This window comes from Actinomycetospora callitridis, assembly GCF_028737265.1.
Classification (GTDB): Bacteria; Actinomycetota; Actinomycetes; order Mycobacteriales; family Pseudonocardiaceae; genus Actinomycetospora; species Actinomycetospora callitridis.
In genome coordinates, this window is record NZ_JAQZAK010000003.1 from 305189 (window position 1) to 329316 (window position 24128).

Consider the following 24128-nt stretch of genomic DNA (forward strand, 5'->3'; position numbering starts at 1 on the left):
GTGCACGAGTTCGGGGTGGCCGCCGCGGTGCTCGAGGCCGTCGACGCCCGGGCCGCCGGGCGGGGCGTCCGCGCGCTGCGGCTGCACGTCGGCGCGCTGCAGCGGCTCGACCGGTCGGTGTTCGACCAGGCCTTCGCGATGATCGCCGACGGGGGCGTCGCGCAGGACGCGGCGGTCGACGTCGTCGAGGTCGCCGTCGAGGTCCGCTGCCACGGGTGCGCCGCGACGGCGACCGGCCCCGAGCTGATCACGACGTGCCCGGGCTGCGCGGGTCACGACCTCGAGCTCGTCGCAGGCGACGACCTCGTCCTCGAATCGATCACGCTCGCGGACCGGGACGCCCCGGTCCGCGCGGAGCAGGAGGTGGGCTGATGTGCCTCGGCATCCCCGGTGAGCTCGTCGAGCTCGCCGACGACGACACCGATCTCGCGACGGTCTCCGTCGCCGGGGTCCGGCGGAAGGTCAACGTCGGGCTCCTGGCCGACAACGAGGAGAAGCTCGCCGTCGGCGACTGGATCCTCATCCACGTCGGCTTCGCGCTGGCCAAGATCGACGAGGCCGAGGCGGCCGCGGCCCTGGAGATGCTGCACAGCATGGGCCCGGCCTACGACCAGGAGCTCGAGGAGTTCGTGGCCTCCTCGACCGGGAGGGAGGGACTGTGAAGTACGTCGACGAGTTCCGCGACGGCGACACCGCCCGCGCGATCGGCACCCGCATCGCCGCGCTGGCCGAGCCGGGCAGGCGGTACGCCTTCATGGAGGTGTGCGGCGGGCACACGCACACGATCTACAAGCACGGCCTCGAGGACCACCTGCCCGAGTCGATCCGGCTCGTGCACGGGCCCGGCTGCCCCGTGTGCGTGCTGCCGATGGGGCGGGTCGACGACGCGATCGCCATCGCCCGCGACCCGGACGTGATCATGACCGCGTTCGGCGACATGATGCGTGTCCCCGGCAGCGACGGCTCCTTCTTCGACGCCAAGGCCGAGGGCGCCGACATCCGGATGGTCTACTCCCCGCTCGACGCCCTGAAGATCGCGCGGGCGAACCCGGAGCGCCGCGTGGTGTTCATGGCCATCGGCTTCGAGACGACCACCCCGTCGACGGCGATGACGATCCTGCGGGCGGCGCGCGAGGGTCTCGAGAACTTCTCGGTGTTCTGCAACCACGTCGTCGTCATCCCGCCGATGACCGCGATCCTCGACTCCCCCGACCTGCGCCTCGACGGCTTCATCGGGCCCGGCCACGTCTCGACGATCATCGGGTGCGAGCCCTACCGCTTCATCGCGGCCGAGCGCGGCAAGCCGCTGGTGGTCGCGGGGTTCGAGCCGCTGGACATCCTGCAGTCGATCCACCAGCTGATGGTCCAGCTCGCCGAGGGCCGCTGCGAGGTCGAGAACCAGTACGGCCGCGTCGTGCCGTGGGACGGCAACCGCCGCGCCCTCGAGGTGGTCGACGAGGTCATGGAGCTGCGCGACACCTTCGAGTGGCGGGGTCTCGGATGGATCCCGGAGTCGGCGCTGCAGCTGCGCGAGGCCTACGCCGCGTTCGACGCGGAGCGGCTGTTCACCATCCCCGGCCGGCGCGTCGCCGACCCGAAGGCGTGCCAGTGCGGCGACGTGCTGCAGGGGGCGCTGGAGCCGTGGGAGTGCGGTGTGTTCGGGACGGCCTGCACCCCGGAGACGCCGATCGGCACGTGCATGGTCAGCTCCGAGGGCGCCTGCGCGGCGTACTACAACTACGGGCGGTTCAGCCGCTCGCGAACCCGCGGTGCGACGTCGTTGCCCGACCCGGTGGTGGTGGGCCGGTGAGCAGCGACGTGACGGCGGGCTGGGCCCAGGACGCCCTCGACCGGGCTCCCCGGCAGGGTCCCGACCGCAGCGAGGAGGCGGTGCTCGCCCGCATCGAGAAGGTGCGACGGCGTCGCCCGCGGGTCCGCGAGGAGCGGATCACCCTCGCCCACGGGGCGGGCGGCAAGGCCACGGCCACGCTCATCGACGCCGTGTTCCTCGAGGCGTTCCGCAACCCCGCGCTCGAGCGGCTCGGCGACGGCGCGGCCGTGGAGGTGGACGGCACACGCCTGGCGTTCACCACCGACTCCTACGTGGTCTCGCCGCTGTTCTTCCCCGGCGGCGACATCGGGGACCTCGCGGTCAACGGCACCGTGAACGACCTCGCGATGTGCGGGGCGCGCCCGCTGTGGCTCTCGGCGGGCTTCGTCCTCGAGGAGGGCTTCGCCGTCGCCGACCTCGAGCGGATCGTGGCGTCGATGGCCCGCGCGGCGGCCGCGGCCGGCGTCAGCATCGTCACCGGCGACACCAAGGTCGTCGGACGCGGCAAGGCCGACGGGCTCTTCGTCACCACGGCCGGGGTCGGGGTGCGCGAGCGACCGACGGTGCTCGACGCCGCGGCCGCCCGGCCCGGCGACGTCGTCCTCGTGTCCGGTCCGATCGGCGACCACGGCGTCACGATCCTCATCGCCCGTGGCGAGCTGGACATCGACGCCGACCTCGCCTCGGACACCGCGCCGCTGCACGAGCTCGCCGCGGCGGTCCTCGACGCGGGCGGCGAGGGGGTCCGGGTGCTGCGCGACGCGACGAGGGGCGGCGTCGCCACGATCCTCAACGAGATCGCCGTCGACTCGGACGTCGCCGTCGTCGTCGACGAGACGACCATCCCGGTCCGTCCCGAGGTCGCGGGGGCGGCCGAGCTGCTCGGGATCGACCCGCTGTACGTGGCGTGCGAGGGCCGGATGGTGGTCGTCGTCGACGCGGAGCGCGCCCCGGCGGTGCTGGCGGCGATGGCCGACCGGCCCGACGGCGCCGGGGCGGTGGCGATCGGGCGGGTCGCCGACGACCCGCCGGGCCTGGTGCTGCTGCGCACCGGCTTCGGCGGCACGCGGATCGTCGACGTGCTCGTCGGTGATCCGCTGCCCCGAATCTGCTGAGCACACCGAAGGAGGCGCAGATGAGTGAGGACGAGAGCGTCCACAAGGCGTTCCGCGCGCAGGAGTACGCCCCGGAGCCGGGACCCGGCCGGGAGGCCTCGCCCGAGGAGGCCGCGGGGACGACCGACACCGACCCGACCCCGGAGCCCCCGCTGGGCGTCGGGGAGAGCCTCAACGAGCGGGCGGAGGACGTGGCGCGCCAGGCCGAGGAGCGGGCGGGGCGCAAGGGCGCGGCCGACCGGCCCCACGCCGAGGGCACCGGCAAGGATGCCCGCGGCGTGCACCCCACGCCGTCGGTCACCGAGGGCAGCCCGGACCTCCCGACGGGCGATCAGGGCGGCTGAGCGGGGTGCGCTCCGCGCATGTGAGCACTTTCGGGGGCTCTGGCACCTCATAGTGCTCACATGCGCGCAGCGCACACGGCGACCTGGCCGAGGGCGATGCCGCCGTCGGTGCACGGCACCCGGGTGGGCACGAGGACCCGCAGGCCCGCGGCCTCCAGCCCGGCGCGGACCCGCTCGAGCAGCACGGCGTTGACGAAGACCCCGCCCGAGAGGGCCGCGGTGCCCACCCCGTGCTCGCCGGCGAGCCGGGCCACGGCGGCGACCGTGGCGTCCGCGAGCCCGTGGTGGAAGCGCGCGGCGATCCGGCCCGTCCCGACGCCGGCCGCCAGGTCCTCGACGACCGCGGCGACCAGCTCGCCACCGGGCAGGACGTCGCCGGCGGTGACCGGGTAGGTGCCGCGCTCGTCGGGGTCGACGCGCTGCTCGAGCTCGATCGCGGCCTGGCCCTCGTAGGTGACGGTGTCGCGCACGCCGAGCAGCGCCGACACCGCGTCGAACAGCCGCCCCACGCTGGACGTGGGCGGCGACGCCATGCCGGAGCGCGCCAGGGCGACCACGGCGTCCCAGCGGTCGGCGTGGCGGTCGCGCACGGGCGACCGGACGTCGCCGAGGTGGGCCGCGGCCATCCGCCAGGGCTCGCGGACGGCCGCCGCCCCGCCGGGCATCGGGACCGTGGCCAGGTGCCCGACGCGGCGGTGGCCCGCGAGGCCGGCGAGCAGCAGTTCGCCGCCCCAGATGGTGCCGTCCTCGCCGAACCCGGTGCCGTCGTAGGCGACGCCGAGCACCGGCGGGTCGTCGGGCGTCGCCCCGTGCTCGGCGAGGCAGGCGGCCACGTGGGCGTGGTGGTGCTGCACGCCGACCGTCTCGAGGTCGGGCTCGGCGTCGGCGCGGTCGAGCGCGTACCGGGTCGCGAGGTAGTCGGGGTGCAGGTCGTGCGCGAGCACGAGCGGGGTGATGCCGAACAGGCGGCCCAGGTGCCCGGTCGCCTCGTGGAACGAGCGCAGCGCGGCCGGGTTCGTGAGGTCCCCGAGGTGCGGGGACAGGAACGCCCGCCGGCCTGCCGCGAGGCAGATCGCGTTCTTGACCTCGGCGCCGCAGCCCAGCACCGGGCGCCCGACGTCGAAGGCGAGCGGCACGGGTTCGGGGGCGTACCCGCGGGCGCGACGGACGGGCAGCTCGGCGCCCCGGTGCAGGCGCACCACCGAGTCGTCGGTGCGGACGTGGACCGGCCGGTCGTGGGTGAGGAACCCGTCGGCGAGGCCGGCCAGGCGCTCGCGGGCGTCGTCGTCGACGTGGGCGATCGGCTCGTCCGAGGCGTTCCCGCTGGTCAGCACGAAGGGGACGCCGAGCTCCGCGGCGAGCAGGTGGTGCAGGGGGGTGTAGGGCAGCATCACCCCGAGGTCGCGGTTGCCCGGTGCGACGGCCGGCGCCACCGCCGCCCCCGGCCTGCGCGGCAGCAGGACCATCGGCGCCCGGCGTGACCCGAGCGCCTCCGCCGCGCCCGGCCCGACCTCCACCAGGGCGCGGGCCTCGTCCAGGGAGCCCGCCATCAGCGCGAACGGCTTCTCTTCGCGGTGCTTGGCGGCGCGCAGCCGGGCCACGGCGTCCGCGTCGTCGGCGCGGACCGCGAGGTGGTAGCCGCCGAGCCCCTTCACGGCGAGCACCGCACCGTCGCGCAGCCGGGCCGCGGCCTCGCGGAGCGGATCGCCCGGCCCTCCGGGCTCCAGGACCAGCGTCGGCCCGCAGTCGGGGCAGCACGTGGGCTGGGCGTGGAAGCGCCGGTCGGCGGGGTCGTGGTACTCGGCGGCGCACGGCGCGCACATCGTGAAGCCCGCCATCGTCGTCGTCGCCCGGTCGTAGGGGACGTCGCGGACGATCGTGTAGCGGGGTCCGCAGTTGGTGCAGTTGACGAACGGGTAGCGGTACCGACGGTCGGCGGGGTCCCGCATCTCGGCGAGGCAGTCGCCGCACGTGGCGGTGTCCGCCGACACGAGGGCGGTCCGCGCGCCGGTGACCGCGCTGCCCGTGATCACGAGGCCGCGGGCACCGGTCGGCGGAAGAGCCTCCGACCGGACGGACTCGACCACGGCCAGGGCGGGCGGCCGCTCGCGGAGGGCGAGGACGAAGTCCCGGACCGCGGCCTCGCCGCCCTCGACCTCGACGACCACCCCGGCGGCGTCGTTGCCGACCGAACCCGCCAGGCCCAGCTCCCGGGCGAGGCCGTGCACGAAGGGCCGGAAGCCCACGCCCTGCACGATGCCCCCGACGTGCACCCGCACGCGGACCGGCGGCGGGACGGTCACGGCTCGATCCTCACGGCGGCACCCTCACGGCGGCCCCAGCGCAGCGATCGCCTCCCCGGCGTGCACGAGCACGACGTCACCGACCGCGGCGTCCACGAGGGCCACGGACACCTCCTCCTCCCCCGCCCCGGTGTCGACGCGGGCGGTGCCGTCGGGGTGCAGGGCCACCACGGTCACCCGGACCGCCTGGTCGGAGCAGGTGATGCAGACCGGGCCGTCGCGGGGCGCCCGGGGCGGGTCCGGTGGCGCCGGTGGCTCGGCGGCCTCGCAGGCCAGGAACCAGGTCACGACGTCGCCTCCGATCCCATCGCGCGCCCACAGCGCCCGAGGAACGAGTGCAGCAGCTGGTGGGTGGCCTCCAGCGTCTCGACCTGGCGTCGCAGGCTGTCCGACCCGGCCGGGGTCAGTGCGTAGGTCCGGCGGGCGGGCCCGGTGGCCGGGATGCTCCACGTCGACCGGACGAGGCCTTCGCGCTCGAACGAGCGCAGGGTGCGGTAGACGCCGCCGGCGTCGGTGTCGTCGATCAACGAGGCGTGGAGTCGCTCCACGAGGTCGTAGCCGTGCGCGGCCCGCTCCTGGATCAGCAGGAGCAGACAGGGCCGCAGGAAGTTCCGGGGTTCGCACTCGCCCATGGCCGCCCCCTGGCGAGGGTCCCGAGGTCCAGGGGATCCGTTGCTCGTGTGGTGTGTATCACATAGGGTCGCACTGGTCGTGACGCCGAGCAAGGCCGCGAGCGAGGTGCTGGGACCGATGGACGATGCGACACGGGCCCTGATGGGGCTCTGGGACGTGGCCGGCGAGAACGTCCGCGGGCTGGGGGACGAGGACTGGGCGCGGCCGCTGCCCGGCGCCGGCGTCGGGCCCGCCGACGTGGCGGAGCTCGCGGTCCACCTCACCGGGGTGCACTACGCCGGGCCGGAGACCCTGCGCGAGGCCGTCGCGGCGGCGCGTCACCGCGCGGAGACCCAGCTGGCCGGCCGCACGAGCGGTGACCCGGTGCTGGGCGCCCAGTGCCTCGACATGTGCCTGCACGTCCACGACCTGACCGCGGCCCTCGGCGCCCCGGCGGACCTGCGCGATCACGAGGCGGCCGCCCGCGAGGCGTGCCGGCTCGTCCTGCGTGTGCTGCCGCGCCTGCTGGTCGCGGCGGTGGGGGCTGACGACGCGACGCTGCGCGTGGCGGTGCGTCTCGGCGACGACCGCGCCGTGCACGTCGACCACGGCACCGTCGTCCCGGGCCGCCCCGAGGATGCCGCGGACGCCGTCGAGATCGATCCGGGCGGACTCCTGCTGTTGCTCGCCGGCCGTCGCGACGCCGAGTCGTTGCGCGACGCGGGTGCGCTGAGCTGGACCGGCCCGGCGGCAGAGGCGTTCGTCCACCGCGCGCGGCTGGTCGCGGCGTAGCCGGCTCTACTCCTGGCCGCAGCCGGCGAACGCCGGGTAGGGCGGCAGCACGGCCTCGCCGCCGTGGCGCCCGAGGGCCCCGACGACGGCCGCCGCGACCTCGGCGGTGGCGACGTGCCCGGCGCGCTCGGCGTCCGTACCGAGGCGCCGCCAGAGCGCGCTGAGCACCGCGGGCGCATCCTCGCCCGGGTCGGCGACGACCACGCGGGCGACCCGGCCCGAGGGCCGGACACCCACGACGGCGGGCAGCAGCGCGCGCGTCGAGAGCCACACCCAGAGCACCTCGGCCTGCAGCAGGCGCTCGCGCAGGACCTCGGGGTCCGCGAGCTCGCCCCAGACCGGCGTGATCTCGGCCTGCCAGGCGGCCACCATCGCCTCGGCCATGCCCGCCGGCTGGGCGCGCGCCGGGCCGCCGCTGGGCAGCGGCAGGCGCAGCGAGGCGCCCATGAGCGCGACGTCGCGGAAACAGCCCCACTCGAAGTCGAGGAAGCGCGCGCCGCTGCCGGTGAGCAGGCAGTTGTCGGGCCGGACCTCCGCCGGGCTGAAGGCGCGGTGGCCGGACCCGCCCAGCAGGCGGGCCGCCTCGCGCGCCTCGGCCACCCCGGCCGGCGCCGCCTCGACGCGCAGCAGCTGGGCGAGCTGGTCGGGCACCTCGGCCAGCGCCGCGCGGGCGTCGTCGGCCAGGGGGTCGCGCCACGTGCGCTCACCGAAGCGGCGCAGCAGGGCCCCGAAGTCGTTCTCGCGGCCGGCCGTGGCCGCCTGCATGCGCCCGAGGGCCCGGGCCCAGCCGAGCAGCGCACGCTCGGCGGCCTTCGGGTCACGCTCCTCGAGGCGGTCGGCCAGGGTGGCGCAGCGCCCGAGGTCCTCGAGCACCAGCAGGCGGTGGGCCGGGTCGTTGGCCACCAGCATCGGGCTCGCCCGCTCCTCCGACGGCATCGCCGTCAGCAGCTGGCACGACGCGGCCTCGTAGTGGAACCGGTCGATGCTCTGCTCGCCCGCCCCCGGCTCGTCGTGGAAGTGCTTGATGACGAGCGTGCGCGGCAGCGAGAAGGGGTTCTCCGCGACGCGGACCCGCACGACCAGCGAGCGCGTGCTGCCGCCGAGGTCCTCCGGATCCGCGAGGCGCACCGTGGCGCCGTGACGCCGCGTGAGGAGCTCTTCGGCCAGGTGCACCACCTCGGTGGTGCGATCGTCCGCCCCGGCCGGGCCGGTGGAGCGCCCGTTCGAGGTATCCGCGTCGTCCGTCATCTGGGGAGCCATCAGCCGGAGGAGTCTACCGGTCCGGGCGGCCCGCCGGGAGGGAATCGGGGAGCCCGCGGCGCCGCCGCGAGCGGCGGACGAGGACCAGCACGACGAGTCCGGCCAGCACGACACCCGCGACGTTCACGGCCAGCTGGAGCAGCGAGCTCAGCGCCCGCCCCCAGTCACCGACCACTGCGGCCACCGCCGCGAACCCGGCCGCGGGCACCGTCGTCACCGAGATGAAGACCCCGACCAGGACGCCGGTGCTCTCCCCCGCGATCAGCGCGACCATGCCGGCGACGCCGGCCAGCAGCGCCACCACCAGCGAGAACGGTCCGACCTGGTAGATGAACGAGACCCCGGAGAGATTCGTCAGCACGTCCTCGGGGATCAGGGCGATCGCCTCCGCCCCGGCCGCGGCGAGCGCGGTGACCGCGACGGCGATGGCGAATCCCGCGCCGAGCGCCACCCCCGCGGCGCGCGCCTGCGGGCCGTCCCACCGGACCGCGGCCACGGCCAGGGCAGCCAGCGGGCCGAACTCGGGCCCCAGCACCATCGCGCCCACGACGGTGACCGGGGAATTGGTGACGACACCGACCGCCGCGAGCAGGCACGCGATGCTCAGCATGATTACGAACGTCACCGAGAGCCGGGCGCCCTGCCCGGTGCGCGCGAGCAGCTCGTCCCACACCACGGCGTCGGCGCCCTCGCCCGGCGCGGCCTCCTCGGCGCGGTCGGCGGCGTCGGACACGACGGTGTCCAGGGTCTCGAGCACGATCCCCCCGCGCTGACCGCAGCCGAACCCGCGCAGGGCCTCGAGCACGCCGTCGACGGACTCGCGGGCGAGGTCGGCCTCCACGACGTCACCGGGCGGATCCACCATCACGCCGCGCAGGCGCACGACGTGCACCGCGCCCGCCTCCTGCGCCAGCACGTCGAGCACCTTGTCGACCAGGCCGGGCTCCGAGGCCGGGCACAGGACCCGCAGGCGGATCACCGCGACGTCGGGTCGAGCCCCGCGGCGCTGCCTCCCACGGTCACTGGACGGGTCGCTCCTGCGGCTTCACCGGCGCAGCCGGCTTCGTCTGTGACCCGGGTGCGGGAGCGTCGACGCCCGCCTCCTTGCGCTGCAGCGACGTGATGGGGGCCGGCGCGGCCGTGAGCGGGTCGTATCCGCCGCCGGTCTTCGGGAAGGCGATGACCTCACGGATCGAGTCGACCCCGGCGAGCAGGGCGCAGATGCGGTCCCAGCCGAACGCGATCCCGCCGTGCGGCGGCGGGCCGTAGGCGAACGCGTCGAGCAGGAAGCCGAACTTCTCCTCCTGCTGCTCGGGCGTGAGGCCCATCAGCGCGAAGACGCGCTCCTGCACGTCGCGCCGGTGGATACGGATGGACCCCCCGCCGATCTCGTTGCCGTTGCAGACGAGGTCGTAGGCGTAGGCCAGCGCGTTCTCGGGGTCGGACTCGAAGGTGTCGATCCACTCCGGGGTGGGCGAGGTGAACGCGTGGTGCACCGCCGTCCAGGTGCCCGACCCGACGGCGACGTCGTCGGTGGAGCCCGCGGCCTCGAACAGGGGCGCGTCGACGACCCAGACGAACGACCAGGAACCCTCGGGGATGAGGTCGAGGCGGCGCGCGATCTCGCCGCGGGTGGCGCCGAGCAGGGCGCGCCCCTCGGCGCGCGTGCCGGCACCGAAGAAGATGCAGTCGCCCGGGTTGGCACCCGCGGCCTTGGCCAGGCCCTCGCGCTCGGCGTCGGTGATGTTCTTGGCGACGGGGCCGGTGAGCGTGCCGTCCTCGCCGACCAGCACGTAGGCGAGGCCCTTCGCGCCGCGCTGCTTGGCCCACTCCTGCCAGCCGTCCAGCGTGCGCCGCGCCTGCGAGGCGCCGCCGGGCATGACCACCGCGCCCACGTAGGGCGCCTGGAAGACCCGGAAGGTGGTGTCGGCGAAGAACTCGGTGAGCTCGGTCAGCTCGATGTCGAAGCGCAGGTCGGGCTTGTCCGAGCCGTAGCGGGCCATGGCCTCGGCGTAGGAGATCCGCGGGATCGGCGTCGGGATCTCGTGGCCGCCGAGCTCCGACCACAGCGCGCCGACGATCGCCTCGCCGAGCGCGATGACGTCGTCCTGGTCGACGAAGCTCGCCTCGATGTCGAGCTGGGTGAACTCCGGCTGGCGGTCGGCGCGGAAGTCCTCGTCGCGGTAGCAGCGCGCGATCTGGAAGTAGCGCTCCATCCCCGACACCATGAGCAGCTGCTTGAACAGCTGCGGCGACTGCGGGAGCGCGTACCAGGACCCCGGCCGCAGGCGGGCCGGGACGAGGAAGTCCCGCGCGCCCTCGGGGGTCGACCGGGTCAGGGTCGGCGTCTCGATCTCGAGGAAGTCGCGGTCGGACAGCACGTCGCGCGCGATCTTGTTGGCGCGGCTGCGCAGGCGGATGACCGACGCCGGGCCCTCCCGGCGCAGGTCCAGGTAGCGGTAGCGGAGGCGGACGTCCTCGCCGACCTCGGCGTGCTCGTCGAGCGGGAACGGTAGCGGCGCGGACTCCGAGAGGACCGTCAGCTCCGTGGCGCTGATCTCGACGTCCCCGGTGGCGAGGTCGGCGTTCTCGCTGCCCGCGGGGCGCTGCTCGACCGAGCCGGTGATCTGCACGCAGAACTCGGCGCGCAGACGGTGCGACTCCTGCGCCACCTCGCCCGCGCGGAACACCACCTGCACCACGCCCGAGGCGTCGCGCAGGTCGATGAACACGACCCCGCCGTGATCGCGACGGCGGGCCACCCATCCAGCGAGGGTGACGGTGGCGCCGACGTGCTCGGCGCGCAGCGTGCCGGCGGGGTGCGTGCGCATCATCGGCGGTGGTGCTCCTGGATCGGTCGGGCGAGTCGCCTCAGGCTATCGACCGGGTCGACGCGGAACCTCAGCCGCTCTTGTCGGGGCCCGCCCGGTCGAGGTGCACCCGCAGGAGGACCCGGCGCTCGCGGTGCATGGCCTCGTCGAAGTCCGCCCAGTCGGGGTGCTCGCCGCCCTGCACCTGTCGGTAGAGGGCGCGCAGGCCGTCCAGCGCCGCGGGCAGCTCGACGATCTCGACGTCGCCCTCCACCTGGACCCACCGGCCGAAGAAGGCGTCGGGCAGGACGCAGAGCCACGCCCGCCCCTCCCGGCGCAGGTTCTTCGTCTTGAGGGCGGTCTCGCGCGTGCTGATCGTCGCCGCGCCGTCGTCGTCGACGCCGACGACCACGGGCGAGAGCTGGGGCGCGCCGTCGGTGCGGCGGGTCGCGAGGACGGCGCGGTGCTGCTCGCGCAGCACCTGCCGGGCGTCGTCGAGGTCCACGGTGTCCTCCGTCGGGGTCGGGGTGCTGCGAGGAGCAGACACCACCACACCGGTCGCCGGGAATGCTCCGGAAACCGGAGCGTCCCGTTCACAGCAGGGAGAGCTGCTCCGGCGGCGCCTCGACCACCTTCTCCGGGATCTCCGGCACCGCACCCTCCGGCCACGACCGCTCGGTCTCCCGCCCCTCGTCCCCCTGCCGACCACCCATGGCGTGGCCGCCACCGGTGAGGCCGTGGCGGGTGAGCAGCGGCCCGACGCGCGCGGCGAGGTCCTTGCGGTAGGCCGCGTCGACGTAGGCCCCGCGGCGGTAGAGGGCGGCGTAGCGCTCGACGAGGGCGGGGTGCTCGCGGGCGAGCCAGGCGTGGAACCACTCCCGCGTGCCCGGCCGCAGGTGCAGGGCGAGCACCGACGCGCCGCTCGCCCCCGCCGCGGCGATCTCGCCGAGCAGGGCGTCGAGCGCTTCGTCCGAGTCGGTGAGCCCGGGCAGGACCGGGGCGACGAACACCCCGCACGGCAGGCCGGCGTCGCGGATGCGGCGCACGAGGTCGAGCCGGGCCCGGGGCGTCGGCGTGCCGGGCTCGACGCGGCGGTGCAGCTCCGGATCCAGGAGGGCCAGCGACACACCGACCCCGACGGGCACGTCGCGCGCGGCGGCCGCGAGCTCCGGGAGGTCGCGGGCCAGCAGTGTGCCCTTGGTGAGGATCGACAACGGCGTGCCGCTGGCCCCCAGGGCCTTGATGATCCCCGGCATCAGCGCGTACCGGCCCTCCGCGCGCTGGTAGGGGTCGGTGTTGGTGCCCATCGCGACGTGCTCGCGGGCCCAGCGCGGCGCGCGGAGCTCGCGGGCCAGCACCTCGGGCGCGTTCAGCTTGACCACGACCTGGCGGTCGAAGTCGTCGCCCGCGTCGAGGTCGAGATAGGTGTGGGTGTTGCGGGCGAAGCAGTTGTGGCTGATCACCCCGTCGGCGACGAAGTCGCCGGTGCCGGTGGTGAGGTCGCCGAGGGCGCGCTCGCCGGGCAGCTCGTCCACCCCGACCACGACGCGCCCGCCGGGCTCGTCCCCGGGCGGCGCCGGGGCCACCGGCGGCGACCCGGGCCGCCGGAACGCCTCGTCGGCCAGGGTCTCGGCGCCGACCAGGGCCTCGCCGATCCGCAGGTGCGGCCGCTCGTCACCCCCGCACCCCTCCGGACGCACGTGGACCCAGCCGCGGCGCGTGAGGAAGCGGTGGTCGGCGCTGGCGACGATGGCCGTGCCGTCGAGCAGACGGACGCGCCAGGCCGCCTTCGTCGTGGTCCACGCGGCGTGCACCGGCGTCGGCACCAGCGACCGGATGCCGTTGCTGCGCACCTCGGAACCGACCACGAGATCGCCGACCCGGACGTCGGCCAGCCGCACGCTGGTGCCGTCGACCATGAGGATCCGGGTGTCGAGCGAGAGACAGTAGGTGCACGCGTGGCTGCACCCGCGGTAGGGGTTCACGGTCCACGCGAAGGGCATCGGCGAGGCCCCGGGCACGCGGTTGAGCACCGAGCGCGCCCGCACCTCGTGGAAGGTGATGCCCGCGAACTCCGGCGTGCGGACGCTGCGGACGAGGCCCTTGAGCGCCGGCATGCCCGGCAGCTCCTCGGGGCCTCCCGCGACCTTCTGCTCGTCCCACCGCACGCCCACCATTCGAACACGTGTTCGAGCGGTAGGCAAACCCCCGTCCGGCGGCCACCATCGTGCCCGTGGACGACGCCCGGCGCCTCTGGACCTTGCTCGAGCCCCTGCACGCGGTCACCTACTTCGCCCCGGAGGCCCGCGCCGCCGGCGACGCCATCGGGCTCAAGGGGTTCTGGATGGGCTACGTCGCCCAACGCGCGGCGCCGCTCGGGCCCGTCGGCCCCGAGGTGGCGTGGGCGTCGTTCCACGGCTTCCACCGCGACCGCATCCACCGCGCGTTGCCCGACGCCTGGGCGCTCGCCTCCCCCGCGACCTGCCTCGAGGCACGCCTCGCGGGCGTCGACGCGACGCTGCGACGGCTCCTCGCCGACCTCCCCGGCGGCGTCGACTCCGAGGCGGTCGCGGAGGCCGCACGGCTCGTCGGCGAGGCCGCCGACGCCGCGGACACGGCGGGGCGCGTCCTCGCGGCGGCGAACCAGGCCCTCCCCCGCCCGGCCCCGCCGCACCTCGCGCTGTGGCAGGCCGCGACGACGCTGCGCGAGCACCGGGGCGACGGCCACGTCGCGGCGCTCGTCGCCCACGACGTCGGTCCGGTCGCGGCGCACCGGCTCAAGATCGCCGCCGACGAGTCGTCGGGCAGCCTCCGGGAGTCCCGGCAGCTCGACGACGGGACGTGGGCGGCGGCCGGCGAGGAGCTGGCGGTGCGCGGGTGGCTCGACGCGCACGGCGCGCTCACCGCCGACGGGCGTCGTGCCCGCGACGACGTCGAGCGCGCCACCGACCGCGCCGCGTCCGGGCCGTGGCGGGCGCTCGGGCGGGCGGGCACCGACCGCCTCGCCGGCCTCCTCGGACCGCTCGTCACGGCCGTCGTCGACGCGGGCGCCGTCCCCTACCCCAACCCGATCGGCCTCCCGCGGCCCTGAGATCCCGGGTTTCGGTACCAGCGGTACGCGGTACTAGTCGGTAACACCAGAACGGAGTAGCCGATGAGTGCCTTCACCCTGGAACTGACGCCCGCCCACCACGAGCTCATCCGGCGGACGCACGCCTTCGCCGAGGACGTCGTCCGGCCGGCCGCGGCGAAGTACGACGCCGCCGAGGAGTGCCCCTGGGAGATCGTCGACCGGGCCGCGCAGGAGGGCTTCTACAACGCCCTCTTCTACGCCGACCTCATCGCCGACCCCACAGGGCTCTCGCTCCCGCTCTTCCTCGAGGAGATGTTCTGGGGCTGCGCCGGCATCGGGCTCACGGTCGTGCTCCCCGCCCTCGCGCTCTCCGCGCTCAACCAGGCCGGCACCCCCGAGCAGCTCGCCCGCTGGGCCCCCGAGATGTTCGGCAAGTCCGGCGACATCAAGCTCGCCGCGCTCGCCGTGTCCGAGCCCCAGGGCGGCAGCGACGTCGCCAACCTGCAGACCCGCGCCCGCAAGGAGGGCGACGAGTGGGTCCTCGACGGCGAGAAGATCTGGATCGGCAACGGCGGGATCGCCGACGTCACGATCGTCAACGCCGTCGTCGACCCCGAGCTCGGCACCAAGGGCCAGGCGATGTTCGTGGTCCCCAAGGACACCCCGGGCATGGAGCAGGTCCGGCGGCTGCGCAAGCTCGGGCACCGGGCGTCGCACACCGCGGAGCTGCGGTTCCAGGACTGCCGCATCCCCGCCGAGAACCTCCTGGGCGGCGAGGACAAGCTCGAGCACAAGCTGGAGAAGGCGCGCCGCGGCGAGGGCAAGCCCGCGGCGCTCGGCACGTTCGAGCAGACGCGGCCGATGGTCGCCGCCATGGCGCTCGGGGTGGCGCGGGCGTCGTTCGAGTACGCCTGCTCCTACGCCCGGGAGCGCGAGGCCTTCGGCGCCCCGGTCATCGACAACCAGGGCGTCGCGTTCCCGCTCGCCGACCTCGCCGCCGACATCGACGCCGCGCGGCTCCTCACCTGGCGGGCGTCGTGGATGGCCGCCAACGGTGTGCCGTTCCAGGCCGGCGAGGGCTCGATGTCCAAGCTCAAGGCCTCCGAGGTCGCCGTGCGCGCCGCCGAGCAGGCCGTCCAGACCTGCGGCGGCTGGGGCTACGTCGACGACCTCCCGGTCGAGAAGTGGTACCGCGACGCGAAGCTCTACACGATCTTCGAGGGCACGAGCGAGATCCAGCGGATGGTCATCGGGCGCACGCTCACCGACCCCGAGGCCACCGCCACGCCGCTGCACCACCACCTGCCCGGCGACCGTGGCGGCGTGAGCCGGAAGTTCGGCCACGGCTCGCTCGCCCGCGCCCGCGCCGGAGGGGCGCTGATGAATCTCGCGAAGAAGGCGCCGGACTCGGTGCTGCGGCTCGGCGGGAAGCTCGCCTCCCCCGGCGCGTGACGGGATCGCTCCCCGAGATGATGTCCGGGTGACCTCCTCCCGGCCCGCGGGGCGCCGCGTGCGGTCCACGACCACCGAGGAGGACGCCGGCGACGACGCGGTGACCGGTCCGATCGAGGTGCCGCGTGAGCGACCGGCCCGCCGGCGAGCGGGGGAATCTGCTGACGTCGAACGCCAGCGTGGCCCCCAGGCTGACACTCGCCGGGCTGACACACCCCGGCCGGCGCGACGGCGCGGACGACGGCGAGGCGCGGACCCGGCCCGCGAGGCGAGCCACGGGCACGGACACGGCCACGGGCACGGCGGGGGCTCGCTGGACGGGGCGTCGGCCACGCGGGTGCGACGCCTCCTGGCGCTGCTGCTCGTGCCCTGCGGGCTCGCGGTGCTGGTGGGCCTCGTGATGCTCGCCCCGTCCCCGTCCGAGTACGCCCGGGTCGCGGAACGGGCCGCGACCGGCCAGGGCGCTCCCGGGCTCGGGGCGCAGACCCCGGTCGACGCCGAGGTGCTGCGCGCCGCCGGGGAGTCCGACTGCACCGACCCCAACCTGCCCTCCCCCGGGGAGGGCGAGGGCTGCGTCGCGGTGACGCTGCGCCTGCAGGACGGGCCGGCGGCCGGGGCCACGATCGTCACCCTGGCGCCGACGACGCCCGGCTCGCCGCGCTTCGCCGTCGGCGACGCCGTCGTGCTCGGCTGGGGCGGCGGGGACCCGGCGGACCCCCTCACCTACACGATCGTCGACTTCCAGCGCGGCCTGCCGCTGCTCCTGCTCGGCGGCCTCTTCGCGCTCGCGGTGCTGCTGCTCGGCCGCTGGCAGGGCCTCGCCGCGCTCGTCGCCCTGGGCGCGACGCTCGGGGTGCTCGCGGTCTTCGTCCTGCCCGCCCTGGCCACCGGGGGCCCGCCGGTCCCGGTCGCGCTCACGGCCTCCGGGCTGATCGCCGGCATCGTGCTGCCCCTGACGCACGGCCTCTCGGCCCGCACGGCGACCGCGGCGCTCGGCACGCTCGCGAGCCTCGGGCTCATCGGCGTCCTCGCCCTGGTCTTCGCCGCGTCGTCGCGCCTCACCGGTCTCGGCGAGGAGGCCTCGGAGCTCGCCGGGGTGGTGGGCCCGGGGCTCGACCTGCGCGGCCTGCTGCTCGCGGGCGTGATCATCGGCGCGCTGGGGGTGCTCGACGACGTCACCGTCACCCAGACCAGCGCCGTCTGGGAGCTGCACCGCGCGGACCCGGCCGCCCGGCTCGCCGACCTCTATGGTGCCGCCATGCGTGTCGGTCGTGATCACGTCGCCTCGGCGGTGAACACGCTCGTGCTCGCCTACGCCGGGGCGGCGCTGCCCCTGCTGCTGCTGTTCGCGCTGGCGGGCCGGGGTCTCGGCGACCTGCTCACCGCCGAGGACGTGGCGCAGGAGGTCGTCCGGACGCTGGTGGGCAGCATCGGCCTGGTCGCCTCGGTCCCGCTGACGACCGTCCTCGCCGCCGTCGTCGTCCGTGCCGTCAGCGCCAGCACCACCCCGACCACGAGCCGGAGCCGTCCCGCATGAGCCGCCCCGCCCTGCCCCGCTCCGTCGAGGCCCCGCCGAGCGGCGTGCTCGACACCGCCCGCGCCCTGGTCGTCGCGTCGACCCGCACGGCCGTGGAGCTCACCCTGCAGGGGCCGACGATCGTGCGGGGCCTCGCCGACCTCGCCCGCACCGGCGCCGGGACGGCCGCCGACCTCAGCCCCCTCGTCGTCGACGCCCTGCGCGCGCTCCCGAGGCTCGTGCGGCTGCTGGAGCAGCTGGCGCCGGTGGCGTCCGGGCTCCAGCACACGCTCGACGAGATCGCGCCCGACCTCACCCGCCTGTCCTACGCCGTCGACGCCCTCGACCGGCTCGGCGGCGCCGTCGACGACCTCCACACCCTGGCCCGCGCCGTCCCGGCGCTGCAGGCGATCGCCGGGGCGGCGCCCGACATCCGCGTCCTCGGCGAGGCGGTGCCGGCACTGCAGGAGATCGGCCGGGCCCGCGAGGACATCGCGGCGCTGGCGAGCGCCGTGCCCGCGCTCCAGGAGATCGGCCGGGCCCGCGGCGACATCGCGACCCTCGCGAGCGCCGTGCCCGCACTCCAGCAGATCGCCGGCGCCGTCCCCGACATCCACGCCCTCGGCGAGGCCGTCCCCGCGCTGCAGGAGATCGCCGCGGCCCGCGAGTCCATCGCGACCCTCGCGAGCGCCGTGCCCGCCCTGCAGCAGATCGCCGGCGCCGCGCCCGACATCCGCGCGCTCGGCGAAGCCGTCCCCGCGTTGCAGGAGATCGCCGCGGCCCGCGGCGACATCGCCGCCCTCGCGAGCGCCGTGCCGTCCCTCGAACGCCTCGGCTACGCCACCGACGACCTGCAGGTCATCGCGAGCGCCGTGCCCGCCCTCCAGCAGATCGGCGAGGCGGCCGGGCAGCTGGAGACCCTGGCGGGCGCGGTCCCGTCCCTCGAGCGCCTCGCCGGCGCCGTCGACGACATCGGGACCCTGGCCGGCGCCACCGGCACCCTGGAGCGGATCGCCGACGGCGTGACCACCGTCGGGCGCCTCGCCGACGCGGTCCCCACCATCGTCCGGCTGGCGGAGGCGATCCCGACGCTCGAGACCCTCGGCGGCGCGGTGGACGACCTGCACGTGCTCGGCACCGCCGTCGCCGACCTCCACCACCTCGCCGAGGCCGCCCCGGCCCTGCAGCAGATGGCCGGCGCGGTCGACGAGGTGCGCAAGCTGACCGGGGCCATCGAGCACGTCGAGGTCCTCGCCCGGCACGCCGACACCACGTTCCCCGACGTGCCGCCGCGCCTGGCCAACCTCGACGCCGGGCTGTCGACCGCCGCCGGCGAGCTGCAGAAGGTCAGCCCCGACCTGCGCACCCTCGCCGGTCGGATCGACAACCTCGACGAGCAGATCAAGGTCCTCGCCGACGCCCTCGCGCCGCTCCAGGGCACGACCGAACGCCTCGGCCGTGTCGTCGACCGCCTGCCCGGGCGCAAGAGGTCGGACGACCGGTAGCGCGTCCCGGTCGAGCCGGCGGGTGCTCTCCAGTTCGATCTCTCGACAGTGCCGTCGGTGTTCCCGCGCTGGTGGCACTCCGGAGAGATCGAGATGGAGAGGTCGCCGATGCCCGTGGCCGACCCGCGGCGCCCCCACGCCGACGGCCCCCTCGCCGCGTGGACGAGGGGGTCGTGGCGTCAGGAGTTGCTACTTGCAGGGGTCGTCGGGCTCCGGCTGGGGCTCCGGGTCCGGCTGGGGCTCCTCGTGGCCGCCGTCGTCGGGCTGCTCGTGACCGCCGCCGTCCTCGTGGCCGGCGTCGGGCTGCTCGTGGCCGCCGTTGTCCTGGCCGCCGTCCTCGTGACCGCCGTCCTGCTGACCGCCGCCGTGCTCACCCTCGGGCACCTCGGGGAGCTCCGGCACCTCGGGCAGGGTCGGCTCCTCGCACTCGCCCCCGCCGGGGATGACCTCCGGCGCGGTGAGCTCGAAGTCGTAGGTCGTGCTCGGCGTCGAGACGAGGTCGACGGCGGCATCGAGCTCCGCGTTGCCGCTGCCCTGGTTGACGACCACGCCGTTGACGATGATGTCGGACTGACCCGCGATGTAGTCGGCGAGGGGAAGCGCACCGCCGTTCGAGCAGAAGGTCTTGGACGAGTCGATCACGTCGGGGATGACCTTCGTGGAGCACCAGCGTCCGGCACCCGCCTGGTAGCGGTGCCAGGTATCCGGGGTGGTGCTGGCGCCCTCGTTGTAGACCGGCTCGTAGAAGAGCGTCGCAAAGCCGCCCTCGGCCGCGCCGTTGAAGTCGACGATGAGCTGCAGGCTCGGGAACTGGAACGGAGCAGCAGGGTTGACCGCGCCCTGGTACGCCGAGTACGCCGCCGTCGGGATCCACTCCGCGAGCGGCGAGCCCGCATCCTCCCGCGAGACGATCGACGCCTTGTCGTTCGCACCCGGCGTCGTCAGCCGGAGCGCGGCGTCGCCACCGCCGGTGGGGGCGCCGAACGCGTCCGTGACCTCCAGGGCACCACCCTCGCGCGTCCCGTTGTCCGTGAACGGCGCGAGATCCGGCAGCACGTAGGTGGTGCCGACCACCGGCACACCCGGCAGGTCCAGCGGGTCCGCGTTGCCGGACCCGACCATCGCGACGGCACTGCCGCCGACGATCAGGGCCCCGGTGGCCGCGAGCGCAGCCATCCCCCGACGTCCGAGTTTCGCCCTGTGAAGACCCATGTGTGTGATGCCTTTCCGCCCCTCGGGTGATGTGGCCGCAGTCGGACCACACGCCGAAGTAACGAAGAGGACACGGAGGGGTGACGAAGAATCCGTCCGAAAGACGTAATCCGGCGTCGGCGATCAGACGATCACGGTGGGATCCTCAGCCCGCTCCCGACGGCAGGGCGGCGCCGGTGTCCTTCAGCCCGATACCCGAGAGCTGCAGGCGGAAGGACTCGGTCATGAGCGCGGCGAGGATCTCCGCGGCGCCGTCGTAGGTCAGGCCGTCGGGCGGGCGGATGTTCGAGACGCAGTTGCGCTCGGAGTCCACGCGCCCCGGACGCGGCTCGAAGGTCAGGTACGCGCCGAGGGAGTCGGGCGACGACATCCCCGGGCGCTCGCCGATGAGCACGAGCACCATGCGCCCGCCGAGCGCGACGGCGATCTCGTCGCCCAGCGCCACCCGGGCCTGCTCGGCGACGACCACCGGGGCCACCGACCAGCCCTCCAGCCGCGGCAGCAGGGCGTCGACCACCGCCACGGCGTGGTCCTGCACCGCGCGGGCGGAGAGCCCGTCGGAGATCACGATGACCAGGTCGTCCTCACCGGCCTCGAGCCCGTGGCCGGGGGCGAGACGTCGCCCGAGGTCCGGGCGCTGCAGGTACTCGGCGCGGTCGGCGGCCTGCGAGTGCACGACGGGCCCGGCCCGCTCGCCGAGCGCGGCGACGATCGCGTCGGCGTCGAGCGCGGTGTGCACGGCGTCGCGGGCCTGGGCATGGGCGGCGGCGAGGCGGAGGTTCTCGGCGGTGGACAGGCCGTCGCCGGCCCGTCCGAGACCCACGCGCGCCCGCGTCGCGGCCCGCAGCGCGTCCCAGGGATCGACCTCGCTCATCCCATCAACGCCCGGATCGGCTCGGGCACCAGCTGCGGCACGCGGCCGGCATCGTCGAGCAGCCCCACCGACCCCAGCCACGCCTCGAACTCGGGCGCGGGCCGCAGCCCGAGCGTCTGGCGGACCTGCAGCACGTCCTGGAACGACAGCGACTGGTAGTTGAGCATGATGTCGTCGCCCCCCGGCACGGTGATCACGAACGAGCAGCCCGCGGCGCCCAGGGTGAGCAGCAGGGTGTCGGTGTCGTCGGCGTCGGCCTCGGCGTGGTTGGTGTAGCAGACGTCCACGCCCATCGGGACGCCGAGCAGCTTGCCGCAGAGGTGGTCCTCCAGGCCGGCGCGCAGGATCTGCTTGCCGTCGAAGAGGTACTCCGGGCCGATGAAGCCGACGACGGTGTTGACGAGCAGCGGGTCGAACGCCCGGCACACGGCGTAGGCGCGCGCCTCGAGGGTCTGCTCGTCGACGTCGTGGTGGGCGTCGGCCGACAGCGCCGAACCCTGCCCCGTCTCGAAGTACGTGACGTTGTTGCCGACGGTGCCGCGGTGCAGCTCGGACGCCGCGGCGTGCGCCTCGCGCAGCTGGTCCAGCGTCACCCCGAAGCCCCGGTTGGCGGCCTGTGTGCCGGCGACGGACTGGAAGACGAGGTCGACCGGCGCGCCCTGTTCGAGCAGTTCCAGGGTGGTGGTCACGTGCGTGAGCACGCACGACTGGATCGGCGCCCCGAGCCGCTGCCGGGCGTCGTCGATCAGGTCGAGCAGCGCGCGCACCGTCGAGGGCCGGTCGGTGGCGGGGTTGATGCCCACCACCGCGTCGCCGGCCCCGTGCAGCAGCCCGTCCACCAGTGACGCGGTGATGCCGACGGGGTCGTCGGTCGGGTGGTTGGGCTGCAGGCGCGTCGCCAGCCGGCCCTCGAGGCCGATCGTCGTGCGCAGACCCGTGACGACGCGGGTCTTGCGTCCCACGGCGACCAGGTCGCCGACGCGCATGAGCTTGCTGACCGCCGCCACCATCTCGGGCGTGAGCCCCGGCGCGAGGTCGGTCAGCACGGTGGTGTGGGCCTCCCAGGACAGCAGCCAGTCCCGGAAGCCGCCGACGGTCAGCGATCGCACGGGCGCGAACGCGGCGGCGTCGTGGGAGTCCAGGATCAGGCGGGTGACGTCGTCGTCCTCGTAGGGCACGACGGCCTCGTCGAGGAAGTGCGCGAGCGGCAGGTCCGCGAGCACCGTCTGGGCGGCCACCCGCTCGGCGGCGGACTCGGCGGCCACGCCGGCGAGCACGTCCCCCGAGCGCGCCGGCGTCGCCTTGGCGAGCAGCTCGCGCAGGTCGGCGAAGCCGTAGGAGTGCCCGCCGAGCGTGGTCGTCCAGGTCATCCGATCTCCTCCTCGGCCTTCGCCAGGGCCGCGAACTCCTCGTCCGGGGCCGACGCGACGAGGTGGTGGCGTGAGTAGAACCCGAAGTAGGCCATGAAGACCGCGAAGGCGCCGAGCGCGCAGAGCGCGGCGACGACGTCGACCAGGAACGTCGCCACGACGGCGGCGAGCGCCAGCACCAGCGCGACACCCGTGGTGATCCGCCCGCCCGGCGTCCGGTACGGCCGGGGCATGTCGGGGTTCCGGACGCGCAGCACCTGGTGCGCCACCATCATCAGCACGTAGGACAGCGTCGCCCCGAACACCGCGAGGTTGATGAGGATGTCGCCGTTGCCGGTCGCAGCGAGGACGAAGCCGATGGCACCGGGGACGATCAGCGCGAGCGTCGGCGCCTTGCGGCTGTTCGTGCGCGAGAGCACCCGCGGCAGGTAGCCCGCGCGCGAGAGCGCGAAGGTCTGGCGCGAGTAGGCGTAGATGATCGAGAAGAAGCTCGCGATCAGGCCGAGCAGACCGATGTAGTTCACGGTCGTCGACAGCCACGTCGACCCGCCGGAGCCGGCCTCGAGCGCGCTGACCAGCGGGTTCTCGCTCTCGGAAAGCCCGAGGGAGCCCTGCGCGCCGGGCGCCAGGAAGAGCACGGCGGCCGCCGAGAGCGCGAGGACGCCCATCGCCACGATGATCCCGCGCGGCACCGCGCGCACGGGGTCGCGCGCCTCCTCGGCGGCCAGCGGGACCCCCTCGACGGCGAGGAAGAACCAGATCGCGAACGGGAAGCTCGCCCACACGCCGACCAGGCCGAACGGCAGGAACGGGGACGCGCCGACGGCGTCGCCGGCCGGGATGTCGGTGAGGTTCGCGGTGTCGAAGGACCCGATGGCGCCGAACGCGAAGAGCAGGAGTCCGGCCAGCGCGATCGCGGTGATCACGAAGGTGACCTTGAGGGCCTCGCCGACGCCGAGGAGGTGGATGCCGATGAAGAGCACGTAGCAGGCGAGATAGACCCACCAGCCGTCGGTGATCCCGAACAGGCCGAGCGACTCGACGTAGCCGCCGATGAACGTCGCGATCGCGGCGGGCGCCACGGCGTACTCGAGCAGGATCGCCGCGCCCGTCGCGAAGCCACCCCACGGGCCCATCGCGACGCGGGCGAAGGTGTAGCCGCCACCGGCCGCCGGCAGCGCCGAGGACATCTCGGCGAGCCCGAGCACCATGCAGGCGTACATCACGGCCATGAGCACGGCGGCGATGGCGAGACCGCCCCAGCCGCCCTGCGCGAGCCCGAAGTGCCAGCCCGCGTAGTCGCCCGAGATCACGTACGCGACGCCCAGGCCGGCCAGCAGGACCCAGCTCGCGGAGCCGGCCTTCAGCTGCCGCGCCGCGAGGTAGTCACTCCCCGCGCCCGTCCCCGGGCTCGACTCCACCCGATCCGCCATGTGTGTCCCCTTCCGCCATCCCCCGGATGCCACAGCGTGAGGCAGGTGTGAAGTCCGTGGGTGACGATGGGGTTGCGATCGCCGACGTGCGTGATCTCCTCAGCGACAGCTCAGAAGATCACGCACGAGAGGTCAGTCGGTGAGGTTCGTGCGGCAGCGGTTGAGCAGGGCGCGCAGGTCGGCGCGCTCGGCGTCGTCGAACCCGTCGACCATGGCCGCCTCGACCTCGGCGGTCACAGGGGCGAGCCGCTCGAGCAGCGCCCACCCCTCGTCGGACAGGCCGATGAGCACGCGCCGCCCGTGCGCGGGGTCCGGGGTGCGCGTGATCCAGCGCCCGCGCTCGAGGGCGGCGACCAGGTCGCCCATCGCCTGGGCGCTGACGAAGGCGTTGCGGGCGAGCTCGGCGCTGGTCTGCCCCTCGCGGCGCGCGAGCACCGTCAGCGCCGTCCACTGGGGCACCGTGATGCCCGATCCCCGCAGCTGCTCGTCGAGGCGGGCGCGTACCGCGAGCTCCACCTGCTTGACGGCGTAGAGCAGGGAGGGCGGTCCCTCGGTCCTCGTCACCGCACCCTTCCCGGCGCCTTCCGTCGAGGCGACCGCCCGGATAATATCAACCTCCTTGACAT

The 24128-nt window shown here is 74.9% G+C and carries 23 protein-coding genes; 10 read left to right on the forward strand and 13 right to left on the reverse strand.

The genetic code is table 11. The features are described 5' to 3' along the window. The 5 genes from PH191_RS12865 (at position 1) to PH191_RS12885 (ending at position 3290) form a co-directional block, all read left to right on the forward strand. On the forward strand, positions 1 to 372 hold the full coding sequence (locus tag PH191_RS12865; RefSeq protein ID WP_274194991.1) for a hydrogenase maturation nickel metallochaperone HypA: 372 nt from the start codon (positions 1 to 3) through the stop codon (positions 370 to 372). Then, complete coding sequence (locus PH191_RS12870; protein WP_274194992.1) at positions 372 to 662, forward strand: HypC/HybG/HupF family hydrogenase formation chaperone; 291 nt, start codon at positions 372 to 374, stop codon at positions 660 to 662. The genes PH191_RS12865 and PH191_RS12870 overlap by 1 nt, the downstream gene beginning before the upstream one ends. Continuing rightward, a complete protein-coding gene (gene hypD / locus PH191_RS12875) occupies positions 659 to 1810 on the forward strand; it encodes a hydrogenase formation protein HypD (RefSeq protein ID WP_274194993.1) in 1152 nt (383 codons plus the stop codon). Before PH191_RS12870 ends, hypD begins: the two co-directional genes overlap by 4 nt. An 80-nt stretch (positions 1811 to 1890) precedes the next feature. Further along, complete coding sequence (gene hypE / locus PH191_RS12880; protein WP_274195292.1) at positions 1891 to 2946, forward strand: hydrogenase expression/formation protein HypE; 1056 nt, start codon at positions 1891 to 1893, stop codon at positions 2944 to 2946. 20 nt (positions 2947 to 2966) lie between these two features. Then, complete coding sequence (locus tag PH191_RS12885) at positions 2967 to 3290, forward strand: hypothetical protein (RefSeq protein WP_274194994.1); 324 nt, start codon at positions 2967 to 2969, stop codon at positions 3288 to 3290. Between the two features lie 56 nt (positions 3291 to 3346). Here the strand turns inward: PH191_RS12885 and hypF are convergent, their stop codons facing one another. From hypF to PH191_RS12900, 3 genes are read right to left on the reverse strand one after another with little or no spacing between them, the layout of a single operon-like run. Further along, entirely contained in the window at positions 3347 to 5593 is a 2247-nt protein-coding gene (gene hypF / locus PH191_RS12890) for a carbamoyltransferase HypF (RefSeq protein ID WP_274194995.1), read from the reverse strand. Positions 5594 to 5617: 24 nt separating this feature from the next. Continuing rightward, a complete protein-coding gene (locus tag PH191_RS12895; RefSeq protein ID WP_420791803.1) occupies positions 5618 to 5881 on the reverse strand; it encodes a HypC/HybG/HupF family hydrogenase formation chaperone in 264 nt (87 codons plus the stop codon). Further along, on the reverse strand, positions 5878 to 6225 hold the full coding sequence (locus PH191_RS12900; protein WP_274194996.1) for a helix-turn-helix transcriptional regulator: 348 nt from the start codon (positions 6223 to 6225) through the stop codon (positions 5878 to 5880). The genes PH191_RS12895 and PH191_RS12900 overlap by 4 nt, the downstream gene beginning before the upstream one ends. Positions 6226 to 6343: 118 nt before the next feature. Here PH191_RS12900 and PH191_RS12905 point away from each other — a divergent pair, with 118 nt between their 5' ends. After that, entirely contained in the window at positions 6344 to 6997 is a 654-nt protein-coding gene (locus PH191_RS12905) for a hypothetical protein (RefSeq protein WP_274194997.1), read from the forward strand. A 6-nt stretch (positions 6998 to 7003) separates the two neighbouring features. Here the strand turns inward: PH191_RS12905 and PH191_RS12910 are convergent, their stop codons facing one another. The 5 genes from PH191_RS12910 to PH191_RS12930 form a co-directional block, all read right to left on the reverse strand. Next, complete coding sequence (locus PH191_RS12910; protein WP_274194998.1) at positions 7004 to 8257, reverse strand: hypothetical protein; 1254 nt, start codon at positions 8255 to 8257, stop codon at positions 7004 to 7006. 13 nt (positions 8258 to 8270) lie between these two features. After that, positions 8271 to 9236 carry a DUF389 domain-containing protein gene (locus PH191_RS12915; RefSeq protein WP_274194999.1) on the reverse strand — a complete coding sequence of 322 codons (966 nt, stop codon included), beginning with the start codon at positions 9234 to 9236 and terminating at the stop codon, positions 8271 to 8273. A 40-nt stretch (positions 9237 to 9276) separates the two neighbouring features. Continuing rightward, complete coding sequence (gene aspS, locus PH191_RS12920) at positions 9277 to 11091, reverse strand: aspartate--tRNA ligase (protein WP_274195000.1); 1815 nt, start codon at positions 11089 to 11091, stop codon at positions 9277 to 9279. A 67-nt stretch (positions 11092 to 11158) separates the two neighbouring features. After that, positions 11159 to 11572, reverse strand: coding sequence for a PPOX class F420-dependent oxidoreductase (locus PH191_RS12925; protein WP_274195001.1), 414 nt, complete (start codon positions 11570 to 11572; stop codon positions 11159 to 11161). An 88-nt stretch (positions 11573 to 11660) separates the two neighbouring features. Further along, positions 11661 to 13235: an Rv2578c family radical SAM protein gene (locus PH191_RS12930; protein WP_274195002.1), complete on the reverse strand. Its 1575-nt coding sequence runs from the start codon at positions 13233 to 13235 to the stop codon at positions 11661 to 11663. A 65-nt stretch (positions 13236 to 13300) separates the two neighbouring features. Here PH191_RS12930 and PH191_RS12935 point away from each other — a divergent pair, with 65 nt between their 5' ends. The 4 genes from PH191_RS12935 to PH191_RS12950 all read left to right on the forward strand — a co-directional run bounded on the left by PH191_RS12935 (position 13301) and on the right by PH191_RS12950 (position 18613). Next, on the forward strand, positions 13301 to 14158 hold the full coding sequence (locus PH191_RS12935) for an SCO6745 family protein (RefSeq protein WP_274195003.1): 858 nt from the start codon (positions 13301 to 13303) through the stop codon (positions 14156 to 14158). 63 nt (positions 14159 to 14221) lie between these two features. Then, positions 14222 to 15592: an acyl-CoA dehydrogenase family protein gene (locus tag PH191_RS12940; protein ID WP_274195004.1), complete on the forward strand. Its 1371-nt coding sequence runs from the start codon at positions 14222 to 14224 to the stop codon at positions 15590 to 15592. Between the two features lie 337 nt (positions 15593 to 15929). Next, complete coding sequence (locus tag PH191_RS12945; RefSeq protein ID WP_274195005.1) at positions 15930 to 17129, forward strand: YibE/F family protein; 1200 nt, start codon at positions 15930 to 15932, stop codon at positions 17127 to 17129. After that, positions 17126 to 18613: a hypothetical protein gene (locus PH191_RS12950; protein ID WP_274195006.1), complete on the forward strand. Its 1488-nt coding sequence runs from the start codon at positions 17126 to 17128 to the stop codon at positions 18611 to 18613. Before PH191_RS12945 ends, PH191_RS12950 begins: the two co-directional genes overlap by 4 nt. A gap of 189 nt (positions 18614 to 18802) precedes the next feature. Here PH191_RS12950 and PH191_RS12955 read toward each other — a convergent pair whose 3' ends face one another. From PH191_RS12955 to PH191_RS12975, 5 genes are all read right to left on the reverse strand, one after another. Further along, entirely contained in the window at positions 18803 to 19789 is a 987-nt protein-coding gene (locus PH191_RS12955; protein ID WP_274195007.1) for a hypothetical protein, read from the reverse strand. 181 nt (positions 19790 to 19970) lie between these two features. Next, positions 19971 to 20699 (reverse strand): ethanolamine ammonia-lyase subunit EutC, encoded by a 729-nt coding sequence (gene eutC, locus PH191_RS12960; protein WP_274195008.1) that lies wholly within the window; start codon positions 20697 to 20699, stop codon positions 19971 to 19973. Further along, positions 20696 to 22069 carry an ethanolamine ammonia-lyase subunit EutB gene (locus PH191_RS12965; protein WP_274195009.1) on the reverse strand — a complete coding sequence of 458 codons (1374 nt, stop codon included), beginning with the start codon at positions 22067 to 22069 and terminating at the stop codon, positions 20696 to 20698. The genes eutC and PH191_RS12965 overlap by 4 nt, the downstream gene beginning before the upstream one ends. Then, positions 22066 to 23502, reverse strand: coding sequence for an ethanolamine permease (gene eat / locus PH191_RS12970; RefSeq protein ID WP_274195010.1), 1437 nt, complete (start codon positions 23500 to 23502; stop codon positions 22066 to 22068). Before eat ends, PH191_RS12965 begins: the two co-directional genes overlap by 4 nt. A 132-nt stretch (positions 23503 to 23634) precedes the next feature. Further along, complete coding sequence (locus PH191_RS12975) at positions 23635 to 24066, reverse strand: MarR family winged helix-turn-helix transcriptional regulator (protein WP_274195011.1); 432 nt, start codon at positions 24064 to 24066, stop codon at positions 23635 to 23637. Positions 24067 to 24128 lie beyond the last annotated feature (62 nt).

Bases quoted from the DNA above. Each gene is read 5' to 3' on its own strand.
- PH191_RS12870 (WP_274194992.1), top strand. From the start codon at position 372: ATGTGCCTCGGCATCCCCGGTGAGCTCGTCGAGCTCGCCGACGACGAC.
- PH191_RS12885 (WP_274194994.1), top strand. From the start codon at position 2,967: ATGAGTGAGGACGAGAGCGTCCACAAGGCGTTCCGCGCGCAGGAGTAC.
- PH191_RS12900 (WP_274194996.1), bottom strand. From the start codon at position 6,225: ATGGGCGAGTGCGAACCCCGGAACTTCCTGCGGCCCTGTCTGCTCCTG.
- PH191_RS12905 (WP_274194997.1), top strand. From the start codon at position 6,344: ATGGACGATGCGACACGGGCCCTGATGGGGCTCTGGGACGTGGCCGGC.
- PH191_RS12910 (WP_274194998.1), bottom strand. From the start codon at position 8,257: ATGGCTCCCCAGATGACGGACGACGCGGATACCTCGAACGGGCGCTCC.
- aspS (WP_274195000.1), bottom strand. From the start codon at position 11,091: ATGATGCGCACGCACCCCGCCGGCACGCTGCGCGCCGAGCACGTCGGC.
- PH191_RS12940 (WP_274195004.1), top strand. From the start codon at position 14,222: ATGAGTGCCTTCACCCTGGAACTGACGCCCGCCCACCACGAGCTCATC.
- PH191_RS12950 (WP_274195006.1), top strand. From the start codon at position 17,126: ATGAGCCGCCCCGCCCTGCCCCGCTCCGTCGAGGCCCCGCCGAGCGGC.
- PH191_RS12955 (WP_274195007.1), bottom strand. From the start codon at position 19,789: ATGGCTGCGCTCGCGGCCACCGGGGCCCTGATCGTCGGCGGCAGTGCC.
- eutC (WP_274195008.1), bottom strand. From the start codon at position 20,699: ATGAGCGAGGTCGATCCCTGGGACGCGCTGCGGGCCGCGACGCGGGCG.
- PH191_RS12965 (WP_274195009.1), bottom strand. From the start codon at position 22,069: ATGACCTGGACGACCACGCTCGGCGGGCACTCCTACGGCTTCGCCGAC.
- eat (WP_274195010.1), bottom strand. From the start codon at position 23,502: ATGGCGGATCGGGTGGAGTCGAGCCCGGGGACGGGCGCGGGGAGTGAC.